Below are 11460 nucleotides of genomic sequence, written 5' to 3' on the forward strand. Positions count from 1 at the left end.
GTGGCAGCACCGGGCCCGGCGGGCCGGCCGGAGCGGGTCCCCGGTCGGCGTTCCTGCTCGGCCGACGTCAGCGGTCGACCGGCGAGGATCGTCGGCCGGTGATGGTGGTCAGTCGGCGAGCGCGACCGGCGCCGGCCGGAGCCGGACCCGGACCCGGGTGCCCGGGGTGAGGTGGGCCAACCGGTCGCTGCCGACCTGCGCGACGACCGGTGTGCCGTCGGCCAGGGTCACGCTGACCCGGCTGATCGGGCCGAGGAAGCTGGTGGCGACGACCCGGTCGGGACCGTCCGCCTCGGACAACAGCTCGACCGCCTCGGGGCGGACCAGGGCGGTGACGCCGTTGTCCGGGCCGGCCGGCGCGCTGCCCGGGTCGACCAGCGGCAGCGTCTGCCCGAGGATCCGCACCGTACCGTCGGTCCCGGTCCGGCCCGGGATCCGGTTGCTCAGGCCGACGAAGTCGGCGACGAACGCGCTCGCCGGCCGCTGGTAGATCTCGGCCGGGGTGGCGAGTTGTTCCAGTCGGCCGCCCCGCATGACGCCGACCCGGTCGGCGACGGCGAGCGCCTCCTCCTGGTCGTGGGTGACGAACAGCGTGGTGGTGCCGACCTCCAGCTGGATCCGCCGGATCTCGTCGCGGAGTTGGACCCGGACCTTGGCGTCGAGGGCGGAGAGCGGCTCGTCGAGCAGCAGCACCCGGGGCTCGATGGCCAGCGCCCGGGCCAGCGCCACCCGTTGCTGCTGGCCGCCGGAGAGCTGGTGCGGGTAGCGGCCGGCGTGACCGCCGATACCGACCAGTTCCAGCATCTCCGTCGCCCGCCGACGACGCTGGGCACCGGGCCGGCCACGCAGCCGCAACCCGAACTCGACGTTCTGCACCGCGGTCAGGTGCGGGAAGAGGCTGTACGCCTGGAAGACCATGCCCATCCCGCGTCGGTTCACCGGCCGGTCGGTGATGTCCTCGCCGTCGACCAGTACCCGGCCGGAGTCGGCCTCCTCGAGTCCGGCGAGCACCCGCAGCGCGGTGGTCTTGCCGCAGCCGGAGGGCCCGAGCAGGGCGACCAGTTCGCCCGGTGCCAGCTCCAGGTCGAGACCGGCCAGCGCCTGGGTGTCGCCGAAGCTGCGGCGCAGCCCCTCGAGGCGTACCGGCACACCCTGGCGGGTCGGGGCCGGGCCCGGGTCGGCGGCGACGGTGGACGCGGTCACGGGGTCTCCTTCTCGACTCTCCGGCGCCGGCCGTCGCCGACGAGGGAGAGCAGCAGCAACAGGACAAAGGCGAGCAGCAGCGCGGCCAGCGAGACCGCCACCGACATGGTGGCGCTGCTCTTGCCGAGCAGGTTCACCGCGACCTGGAGGTTGGTCCGGTTGAGCAGTGAGGCGATGGTGAACTCGCCGAGCACCAGCGCCACGGTGAGGAACGCCGCGGAGAGCACCGCCGAGCGGATGTTCGGCAGCACCACCCGCCAGATCACCGTGGTCCAGCCGGCGCCGAGACTGCGGGCCGCCTCGGCCAGGGTACGCACGTCGATCGCGGACAGCCCGGCGTCGATCGACCGGTACGCGTACGGCAGCACGAGCACGGTGTACGCGAAGGTGAGGGTCAGCGGCGACCCGCCGAGCAGGTACGTCACCCAGGCGTAGACCGGAGCCAGCCCGACGACCAGCACGATCGCCGGGATGGTCAGCGGCAGCAGGCAGAGGAACTCCACCAGCCGACGCAGCCGGGGCAGCCGCAGCCGTACCCAGACCACGGTCGGCACCAGCAGGACCAGGGTGAGCGTCACGGTGAGCAGGACCAGCCCGAACGAGGCCCGGATGCCGCTGGCCAGGTCGGGATAGGTCTCGGTGAGCGCCGGCCAGTCGACCAGCAGCCGCCAGGTCGCAAGGTCGAGGCCGCCGCCGGCGCCCCGGGTGGTGAACTCCAGCATGGCGAGCAGGGGAAGCAGGAAGAAGAGACCGAGCACGGTGAGTACGGTCCACCGGAACAGCCGCTGGTGGCGGGCCCGGCGCCGGATCACCCCAGCCACTTCGCGCTCCGCTTCTGGACCAGGGCGTAGAGCCACATCACCACCGCGACCACCACGATCATCCCGAGCGCCATCGCCTTGCCCAGGTTCTGCTGCCCGAGCACCACCTCGCTGGTCAGCGCGCCCCGGATCTGCAGCGGCACGATCGGGCTGCCCTGGCTGACCAGTGCGGCCGCGGTGGCGTACGCGGAGAAGGCGTTGGCGAACAGCAGCAGGGTGGCGCCGAGGAACGGCGGGGCGAGCAGTGGCATGCCGACCAGCCGCCAGTACTGCCAGGTCGAGCCGCCGAGGCTGGCCGCCGCCTCCCGCCACTGCGGCCGGATCCCGTCCAGGGCGGGCAGGAAGACGATCACCATCAGCGGAATCTGGAAGTAGCTGTAGACCAGCAGCAGGCCGGGCAGTTCGAAGAGCCAGACGCCGGAGGCGTAGAGGTCGACGCCGACCCGGTCGCGGAGGAACTCGGTGACGAAGCCGCTGAGCCCGATGGTGGCGATGAAGGCGAAGGCCAGGGTCACCCCGCCGAACTGGGCCAGCACCCCGGAGGCGGCGGTCACCACCCGACGCAGCAGGCCGTCCGGGCGGGCGGTGACCAGGGCGTACCCGAGCAGGGCGCCGACCACCGCGCCGATCAGCGCGGTGACCGCGGAGAGCAGGATGCTGCGGCCGAAGGCGGCCAGGATGTACGCGTCGCCGAGCCGGGCGAGGTTGTCCAGGGTGACGCCGCCGTTGTCGGCGGTGACCGCGCCGACCGCCACCACCAGGGTGGGGATGGCGAGGAAGACCACGACGTACCCGAGGAACGGGACGATGCCGAGCAGCGCGCCGCCGCTGGAGCGGCGGCGGCGGGCCGGGGTGGGCCGGACCCCGGGCGCCTGTGCCCCGGGGTCCGGCCGGTGGGTGACGACCGTCATGCCGGCATCAGCCGATCGTCTTGGCCCAGTTGGCGGTGAGGGTCTCCTTCGCCGTGGCGGTCTGCGCCTCGGTGAGGAAGACCGGCGTGCCGGTGGTGGCCGGCAGCGCGCCGTAGGCGGTCTGGTCGATCGTGCCGGCCTTGGCCATCGCCTCGGCGCGGACCGGGCGGGCGCCGCCGGACAACCAGAGGTTCTGCCCCTCGTCGGAGTAGAGGAACTCCTGCCAGAGCCGGGCGGCCGCCGGGTGCGGGGCGTCGGCGTTGATCGCCTGTACGTAGTACGAGCCGACCACCGCGTTCGCCGGGACCACGGTCTTCCACTCGGCCTTGCCGGCCAGCTTGGCGCCCTGGGCGACGTTGAGGTAGTCCCAGTCGATCACCACCGGGGTCTGCCCGGACTCGATGGTGGCCGGGGTGGGGTCGACCGGCAGGAAGTTGCCGGCAGCCTTGAGCTGGCCGAAGAAGTCGACGCCCTTGCTGATGTCGTCGGCCGAGCCACCGTTGCCCAGCGCCGCCATCACCACTCCGCTGAACGCGGCACCGGCCTGGGTCGGGTCGCCGTTGAGCGCCACCTTGCCCTTGTACTCCGGCTTGAGCAGGTCGGTCAGGCTCTGCGGGGCCGGTACCTTGCCGGCGTCGAAGCCGATCGACATGTAGCCGCCGTAGTCGTTGACCCAGGTGCCGTTGGCGTCCTTGAGCGCGGCCGGGATCTCGTCGAAGGTCGCGACCTTGTACGGGGCGAACATCGACACGTTCGCCCGGGCGACCGCGTCACCCAGGTCGAAGACGTCCGGCGCGCCGCTCTGGCCCTTGAGCTGCTTGGCCGCGTTGATCTCGTCCTGGCTGGCGGCGTCCGGCTGGGCCGAGTTGACCTTGATGCCGTACTTCTCGCTGAACGTCTTGATGATCTCGCCGTAGTTGGCCCAGTCCGGCGGGAGGGCGATGACGTTCAGCTCTCCCTCCTTCTTGGCCGCCTCGATCAGCTTGTCGAGTCCACCCAGGTCGGCCGCGCTGGTGGCGGTGGCCGCCGGGGTGTCCGCCGCCGCGCCGGCCTGCTCGGGCGGCGCACAGGCGGCGACAGTCACCAACCCGGCGGACGCCGCGAGCACCGCGACCGTACGGGCAACCGCGAATCGCACGTGTTTTCTCCTTAGCCGTGTCCTCGGCGCCCGGCCGTCCGGGTCCGCTGCTGCGGCCCGGGTGGTGCGCGCCCGGCGGCCATCCTGCCCGGCGCAGGTGTCCTGGGCAGGAGCGCAGACGACGTACGGGTGAACGGTCGACGCTGTTCCGGAGAAAGATCGTGACGAGGGCCGTGCCGGTGCCGCCGCGAGCCGGCGGACCGGCCGGCGGCCGTGCCGGCGGACCGACCCGGTTGGCGTACGGCCGCTGAGCCGATAGGTTGCCGTTCGTGCGATATCTGGAGGTGCTCGCTCGCGCTCTCCTCGCGACGGTGTTCGTCGTGGCTGTCCTCGGAAAGATCAACCGGAGGGCCGCCTGGCAGGACTTCGTCCAGTCGTTGCGTCAGATGAGACAGGTGCCCGAAGCCGCCGTACCCTGGACGGCGCGCATGACCGTGACGGTCGAGGCGCTCGTCGCCGCGCTGCTCCTCGTGCCGACGCGGACAGCGGGCGTCCTCGGCTTCGCACTGGCCGCCTGCCTCCTCGGCGCCTTCACCGTCATGATCGGGCTGGCCGTGTCGAGTGGCAACCGTGCACCCTGCCGCTGCTTCGGCGCTTCCCGCACGCCGCTCGGCGTACCACACATGGTGCGGAACCTGACGCTGGTCTGTGTGGCGGCACTCGGTATCACCGGCCTGTCGACCGGCGGTGCCCTCGAACCGTCCCCCGCGTTGCTCGCCGGCATCACCGGGCTGGTCCTCGGCATCCTCACGACGGCGGCGGAGGACATCGTCGCCCTGGTGAAGCCGATCCGGTAGGCCGACCTGTCGACGGCCGCCGTCCGGAGGGCGCCCCCGGAGCCCGCGCAGGCACTTCCGCCGGGGGCAGGGTCACGCTCCGGCCCGGGGTGACCCGGTCAACCGGGCCCGGACCTCAACCGCTCGCGGATGATCCAACTCGGTCAGGATGGCCAGCGACCGTGACCAGTCGGCCCGGGCGCTCCCCGGTTCGCCGGCCACCCGCCAGGCGTCGCCCAGCCTGGTCAGCGACACCGCCTCGGCGAAGCGGTCGCCCACCTCCCGGAACAACAGGACGGCCTGCTGGAAGCAGCGGATGGCCGCCCGGTTCCGGCCCAGTCCGTGGTTGGCGTGGCCGATGCTGTCCCAACTGTCCGCCGCGCCCCGGCGATCGCCGAGCAGCTGATGCCGCCGCAGCGCCCGGGCGCAGTACGTCAGCGCGCGGCCGTGGTCGCCGAGGAGCGTGTGGCACCACCCGACCGCGTTCAACGCGTTGGCCTGGCCCGGGCGGTAACCCGCATCGCCGTACAGCGCGAGGGCCCGCTCCGCGTGTGCGAGTGCCTCGCGGTACCGGCCCTGCCGCTCGCACGAGTCGGCGAGGCTCATCTCGGTGTTCGCCCGGCCCACGTCATCGGCCAGTTCCTCGTACCTGCACAGTGCCCGCCGCAGCTCGCGCCGGGCCTCGTCGTGCGATCCGAGCCGGGAGTACGCCCGGGCGAGCCCGCGATGGGCGCGGGCTTCGATCGACGGGTTGCCGAGCCGACCGGCCGCGGCCAGCGCGGCCCGCTGCACGGCCGCCTGGTCACGCCAGCGCCCCTGCCGGTCGAGAAAGGTGCTCAGGTGCCAGGCCAGCTCGCACACCGCCTGGTCGAGTCCGACCTCGGCCGCCTGATGGACCAGCGCCAGCAGCACCTGATGCTCGCTGTTGAACCACTCCAGCGCCGTCTCCGGGTCGCCGGGGTACCCCGCGCCCGACGGTGCCCGGGGCGGGGTACCGCCGCCTGTGTCCCGGGGCCAGCACGACACCGATCCCGGATGCCGGTACGGCGAGATCAGCCGGTCGGCGGTGGCGGTGGCGTCCAGGTAGTAGCCGAGGATCCGCTGCGACGCGGCGCGGCGTACCGCCTCCGGTTCGACCACTGCGGCGAGTTCGGCGGCGTAGGTGCGCAGCAGGTCGTGACAGCTGAAGCGCCCGGGCCGGTGCTCGACCAACAGGTGTGCCCGGGTCAGCTGCGCCAGCAGCGGACGGACCCGGCCCGGCGGTACGCCGACGAGGGCGGCCGCGGCGGTGGCCGACAGCTCCGGCCCGGGGTGCAGGCCGATCAGCCGGAACAGGGCCGCCGCCTCGGGGGAAAGGAGACGGTAGGACCAGGAGAAGACCGCCCGCACGTCGAACGCCGCGTCATCGTCGGAGAAGACCGCCAGGTCACCCGCGCTCTCCCGGAGTTGACTGGCCAGTGACCCGAGCGGGAACCGTGGCTGGATACCGGCCCGGGCGGCCACGATGGCCAACGCGAGCGGCAGCCGGGCACATGCGTTGATGATCTGGGTGGACGCTTCGGGCGCCGCCGCGACCCGCTCCGGGCCGATCCGGTTGGCCAGCATCTGCCGGGCCTCGACATCGGTCATCAGATCCAGGTCGATCGGATGGGCACCGGCGGCCACCAGCCCGGCCAGCTCGTGGCGACTGGTGACCAGGACAAGGCAGCGGACCGCGCCGGGCAGCAGCGGGCGGACCTGGTCAGCCGCGCGCGCGTTGTCGAGCAGGATCAGCATCCGCCGCCCGGCGAGCAGGCTGCGGTAGAGGCCGACCTGCGCGGTCAGGCTGACCGGGATCCGGTCGGGCGCCATCCCGAACGCGTCGAGGAAGCCACGCACCACCTCGTCGGGCCGGACCGGTCCGGCATCCGCCTCGAAGCCCCCGAGGTCGGCGTAGAGCTGCCCGTCGGGAAACCGCTCGGCGACGCGGTGTCCCCAGTGCACGGCGAGGGTCGTCTTACCCACGCCCGCCGTCCCGGTTATCGCGACCACTGTGGGGCCGTCGCCGGGGTCGGCCGTCAGCAGTGTGTCGAGGCGGCGCAACTGCTCGGCCCGCCCGGTGAACGCCGCCGTGCCGGGCGGAAGCTGGGCCGGCACCACCATGGGCCACCCGGGCGCGGTGACCGCGACGGGCGACGGCTCGACCGCGCGGGGAGGCAGACGGGTGAGCGCGTCCGACTCGAGCAGTTCCTGATGGGCCCCGGTCAGCACCGGCCCCGGATCCACGCCCAGCTCCGCCACCAGGCGCCGTCGGACGGTGTCGAAGACGGCGAAGGCGTCGGCCCGGCGACCGAGGGCGACGTAGCAACGCATCAGGTGGGCTTGTGCCTGCTCGTCCAACGGTCCGCCCTCGGCCCACTCACGGACAAGGGCCAGCACCTCGTCGGCCCGGCCCTGACGGATCGCGGCGGCCACCCGCCAGGAGAGTGCCAGCTGCGCCTCCGCGGTCAGGGCCGCCATCCGGGGATGCCCGGCGAGCACCGGTACGTCGGCCAGCGGTGGCTGCCACAGTCGCAGCGCCTCACCGATCAGCTGCCAGACCCGTGCCTGGTCGTCACGGTTGCGGGCGGTACGGGCCTCGGCCATCAGTCGCCGGAACCGGAGCGCGTCGACGGCGGCGGGATCCACCGCCAGCCGGTATCCGGTACCCACCGACGGCAGCAGTCGACTTGCCATCCAGGCCGGCCGGCCTGGTTCCAGCACCCGGCGAAGGTGCTTCACGTGGGTGTGGATGACGTTCGTACCGCTGCGCGGCGCCCCGGTCGGCCACAGCGCGTCCACCAGCTCGTCCCGGCCCACAGGTTGGCCCTCGGCGAGCGCGAGCAGACCCAGCACCGCCCGCCGCTGGGGTGGACCGGCCGGCAACTCCGTCGCGCCCCGCCAGAGGCGCACCCGACCCAACAGACAGAGCCGCAGCTCCGCCAACCTCTCCGGCTCCACACGCAACCCCCGTGGCTGTGACAGCACGTAGCGCGGCACTGCCGCTCTGGTCGTCCATTCTGCATCCAGTCAATAACCAGCCGGAAGATCCACGATGGCAGACACGTCAATGGGAGGAGGTGAAACGAATGCTGCGATTCGTGAACGAGCTTGGTGACCGGATGCTCGCCTTCCTCGTGCCGCGAGCAACGGCCGCCGCTGCTGACTGCGGGAGCCCCCGCTACAACGTGAAGGTGTGCATGAGCGGCTGGGAGCACTATTGCCGCTGCTGGTCCAACAGCAACTGCCGCTGCGACAACTGCACGCGAACGACCCACGCCTGCTGACCAGCGGACGGCAGGACGGTACCGGGGTGTCTGGCCGGTCGACGGTTGCGGTGACCGGCCGGGCCGGCGACGGACCACGACGGCAGCAGGGCTGTGTTGGTGGGTCAACCAACCACACCCGCTGGCGTGGAGACCCGCCACCAGGTCCGGCGGCGGGCCGTCCCCGGCCCGCCGCCGGACCTCGTCCACTCCCGCCGGCCGCGCGAATCGGCCGGGGTCCACGAACAAGGAGCCCTCATGCCATATCTCGTCGCCGGCGTGGTTCTGGCAACCGCGCTGGGCACGCTGAACCTGCTGCTCACCCTGGCCGTCATCCGTCGGCTGCGGGAACACACCGAACTGTTGGCCGGGCACGGGGCCGAGGCCGGCAGCGGGATCATCGAGGCCGGGCGGGCGCCCGGCGACTTCGTGGTCACCGACACCGACGGCAGTGTGGTACGCCGGGAGGACCTCGGTGGTGACGTCCTCGTCGCCTTCTTCTCCCCGGACTGTCCTGCCTGCGCGGACGCGTTGCCGCGGTTCGTGACGCAGGCGGCAGGATTTCCCGGCGGGCGCACCCGGGTGCTCGCCGTGGTGAGCGGCGACGGGTCAGGGGTACCCGAACTCGCGGGTCGGCTGACCGCCGTGGCGCGGGTGGTCGTCGACGGGGTCGACGGCACGCTCGCCAGGGCGTTCCAGGCACGTGCTTTCCCGTCCTGGTGCCTGCTGGACACCACCGGCACCGTCGCGCGCAGCGGCAGTGGTTGGGCCGAGCTGCCCGTACCGGTGGCCGTGTGACGTCGGAGCACACCCGGCACAGGGTGACCCTCCGGCTGGTCACCGCCACCGTGGGGCTGGCCTACCGGGCCGCGCCGCGAACGGCCGTGGCCCAAACGCTGCTGGCGATCGCCGCCGGAATGGTGCCGGTCCTGGTGGGCGTCCTCACCAAGCTGGTGGTGGACCGACTCGCCGGGACGGACGGGAGCCCGGTGGCCACGGTGATCGGGATCGCCGTCGGGCTCGCGCTGGCCGGAGTGGCCGCCACCGCGCTGCCACTGCTGGTGGGGCACGCGGAGGCCGAGTGGGGGCGGGCGCTCGCCGTGCGGGCCCAGGCCGACCTGTACGCGGCGGTGGACCGCCTTCCAGGCCTCGGCCGCCTCGAGGACCCCGCCTTCCGCGACCACCTCAGTCTCGCCGAGGAGGCCGGCCGCAACAGTCCGATCGCCGTGGCCGGCGGTGGCCTCGAACTGCTACGCGGTGTGATCACCATCGGCGGTTTCGCCGGCACCCTGGCCCTCATCAACCCGTGGATGGCCGGTCTGCTCGCGCTGGCGGCCGTGCCCACCGCCCAGGCCGAGCTACGGCTGTCCCGGCAGCGGGCCGAGTTGTCGTGGCAGCTCACACCCATCACGCGGCGCCAGATCTTCTACGCGCAGTTGTTGACCGGGCTCGCCGCGGCCAAGGAGATCCGGCTGTTCAATCTCGGTGGGTTGTTCGGCGGACGGATGGTGACGGAGCTCCTGGGACTCAACGCGGCGAAACGCCGGATTGACCGGCACGAGCTGCTCGTGCAGGCCGGTCTGGCGGTGGCCGGTTCCGTCGTCGCCGGCGCCGGTCTGGTCTGGGCGATCCTGACCGCCCGCGCCGGCCGGTTGAGCATCGGCGACGTGACGATCTTCATCGCGGCGGTGGCCGGCATCCAGGGGGCGGTCGCGAGCGGGGTCGGCCAGTTGGCCACCGCGCACGAGAACCTGCTGCGGTTCACCCACTACCAGGAGGTGCTGGGCAGCGCCCCGGACCTGGTGCTGTCCGCGCAGCCGGTACCGGTACCGCCGTTGCGCGGCGGCATCGACCTGCGCGACGTCTGGTTCCGGTACGGCGACCGGCACCCGTGGGTGCTACGCGGCGTCAACCTGACCATTCCGGCGGGGCAGACGGTGGCCCTCGTCGGGCTGAACGGCGCCGGCAAAAGCACGCTGGTCAAGCTGTTGGTGCGGTTCTACGACCCCGTGCGCGGCAGCCTGCGGTGGGACGGCGTCGACTACCGGGAGCTGGACGTCTTCCAGCTTCGCGACCGGATCGGGGCGACGTTCCAGGACTACATGTCCTATGAACTGTCCGCCGAGGAGAACATCGGCCTCGGCGACGTCGGGGCTCTCGGCGAGACCGAACGGATCGTCAGCGCGGCGAGGCAGGCCGGCGTGCACGACGTCCTGGCCGCACTTCCGCACGGATACGCCACCCACCTGACCAGAACGTTCGCCGACCCGAGGGACCGGGACGACGTGAGCACCGGCGTGCTGCTCTCCGGTGGGCAGTGGCAGCGGCTCGCGCTCGCCCGGTCCTTCCTGCGGGCCGGCCGGGACCTGCTGATCCTGGACGAGCCGAGCGCCGGCCTGGACGCGGAGGCAGAGGCGGACCTGCACCAACGGTTGCGGAGACTGCGGGAGGGCCGGGCCACTCTGCTGATCTCGCACCGGCTCGGCACGGTGCGGGACGCCGACCACATCGTCGTGCTGCGTGACGGGGTGGTCGCCGAGCAGGGCAGCCACGAGGAGTTGCTGGCGGCACGGGGTGCCTACGCCCGGCTGTTCCACCTTCAGGCGGCCGGCTACCAGCCCGCGCCAGGCTGACGGGAGCGTTGGACATGATCCTCGCCGTGGTCGCCGTGGTCGCCGGGGCCGCGCTGGGCGGCCTGCTGGTCCGGGTTCGGCGTTGCTGGGTGCTGGTCACGGTGGACGGCCGGTCCATGGTGCCGACCCTCGAGCCCGGTGACCGCGTGTTGGTGCGCCGCGTCCTGCCCAGCGCGGTGCGGACCGGTCAGGTCGTCGTCGTTGAGGAACCACTCGGTGGGAGTTGGGACACGCCACCCCTGGCCGAGGGAGTCGCCCCCGGGCCCGAGCGCCGGTGGATCGTCAAGCGGGCCGTCGCTGGTCCGGGTGATCCGGTGCCGGCCACGCCGATGCCACCGGGCGGCTCCGCCCTGTCCCGGGTGCCGCCCGGGCGCTTCGTGCTGCTCGGCGACAACCGGCCCGACAGTTGTGACTCGCGGGATTTCGGATTCGTTCCCGGTGACCGGATCCTCGGATCGGTACGCCGGGTTCTTCGCCCGGCCCGGAACGGGCGCGGTCGGGAACCGGCCGGCGGTCATCCGGCTCCGGGGAGCCGTACCGGCGGGCCTGACGGGTGACCCCGATCGGCTAGACGAGTTGTTCCGAATCCCGGTCAGTGGTCGTAGGCGATCAGTGACCGGGTGACGGGTGCACCGGTCTTGTTGTTGTGCCAGATCGCGGCGGTCATCGCGAGGAGGCGTTGGGCCACCCGTAC

The 11460-nt window shown here is 72.6% G+C and carries 10 protein-coding genes and 1 pseudogene; 5 read left to right on the top strand and 6 right to left on the bottom strand.

From position 1 onward, the window contains the following. Positions 1-108: 108 nt before the first annotated feature. Genes ABGB21_RS36515 through ABGB21_RS36530 form a run of 4 tightly spaced genes read right to left on the bottom strand, consistent with a single transcriptional unit; the run spans position 109 to position 4073 of the window. Positions 109-1203, bottom strand: a complete 1095-nt coding sequence (locus tag ABGB21_RS36515; RefSeq protein ID WP_347657326.1) for an ABC transporter ATP-binding protein — start codon at positions 1201-1203, stop codon at positions 109-111. Next, positions 1200-2024 carry an ABC transporter permease subunit gene (locus ABGB21_RS36520; RefSeq protein ID WP_347657325.1) on the bottom strand — a complete coding sequence of 275 codons (825 nt, stop codon included), beginning with the start codon at positions 2022-2024 and terminating at the stop codon, positions 1200-1202. The genes ABGB21_RS36515 and ABGB21_RS36520 overlap by 4 nt, the downstream gene beginning before the upstream one ends. Next, positions 2012-2935 carry an ABC transporter permease subunit gene (locus ABGB21_RS36525; protein ID WP_347681712.1) on the bottom strand — a complete coding sequence of 308 codons (924 nt, stop codon included), beginning with the start codon at positions 2933-2935 and terminating at the stop codon, positions 2012-2014. Before ABGB21_RS36525 ends, ABGB21_RS36520 begins: the two co-directional genes overlap by 13 nt. Before the next feature lie 7 nt (positions 2936-2942). Further along, the gene (locus tag ABGB21_RS36530; RefSeq protein ID WP_347681714.1) at positions 2943-4073 is read right to left on the bottom strand and encodes an ABC transporter substrate-binding protein; all 1131 of its coding nucleotides are present in this window, start codon (positions 4071-4073) and stop codon (positions 2943-2945) included. A 269-nt stretch (positions 4074-4342) separates the two neighbouring features. On the opposite strand from ABGB21_RS36530, the gene ABGB21_RS36535 reads away from it, so the two are divergent. Further along, the gene (locus tag ABGB21_RS36535; protein ID WP_347681716.1) at positions 4343-4870 is read left to right on the top strand and encodes a MauE/DoxX family redox-associated membrane protein; all 528 of its coding nucleotides are present in this window, start codon (positions 4343-4345) and stop codon (positions 4868-4870) included. Between the two features lie 72 nt (positions 4871-4942). Here the strand turns inward: ABGB21_RS36535 and ABGB21_RS36540 are convergent, their stop codons facing one another. Further along, positions 4943-7813: a BTAD domain-containing putative transcriptional regulator gene (locus ABGB21_RS36540; RefSeq protein ID WP_347681718.1), complete on the bottom strand. Its 2871-nt coding sequence runs from the start codon at positions 7811-7813 to the stop codon at positions 4943-4945. Between the two features lie 143 nt (positions 7814-7956). Between ABGB21_RS36540 and ABGB21_RS36545 the strand changes: the two genes are divergently transcribed. From ABGB21_RS36545 to ABGB21_RS36560, 4 genes are all read left to right on the top strand, one after another. Next, positions 7957-8154 (top strand): hypothetical protein, encoded by a 198-nt coding sequence (locus tag ABGB21_RS36545; protein ID WP_347657321.1) that lies wholly within the window; start codon positions 7957-7959, stop codon positions 8152-8154. A 237-nt stretch (positions 8155-8391) separates the two neighbouring features. Beyond that, entirely contained in the window at positions 8392-8931 is a 540-nt protein-coding gene (locus ABGB21_RS36550) for a TlpA disulfide reductase family protein (RefSeq protein WP_347657320.1), read from the top strand. Then, positions 8928-10766 carry an ABC transporter ATP-binding protein gene (locus tag ABGB21_RS36555; protein WP_347657319.1) on the top strand — a complete coding sequence of 613 codons (1839 nt, stop codon included), beginning with the start codon at positions 8928-8930 and terminating at the stop codon, positions 10764-10766. The genes ABGB21_RS36550 and ABGB21_RS36555 overlap by 4 nt, the downstream gene beginning before the upstream one ends. A 14-nt stretch (positions 10767-10780) precedes the next feature. Continuing rightward, positions 10781-11323: a S26 family signal peptidase gene (locus tag ABGB21_RS36560; protein WP_347657318.1), complete on the top strand. Its 543-nt coding sequence runs from the start codon at positions 10781-10783 to the stop codon at positions 11321-11323. A 35-nt stretch (positions 11324-11358) separates the two neighbouring features. Here ABGB21_RS36560 and ABGB21_RS36565 read toward each other — a convergent pair. Further along, positions 11359-11460, bottom strand: a pseudogene (locus ABGB21_RS36565) (IS982 family transposase); the annotation flags it as partial.

Origin of the sequence: Plantactinospora sp. B24E8 (assembly GCF_039871735.1) — a bacterium.
GTDB lineage: Bacteria > Actinomycetota > Actinomycetes > Mycobacteriales > Micromonosporaceae > Plantactinospora.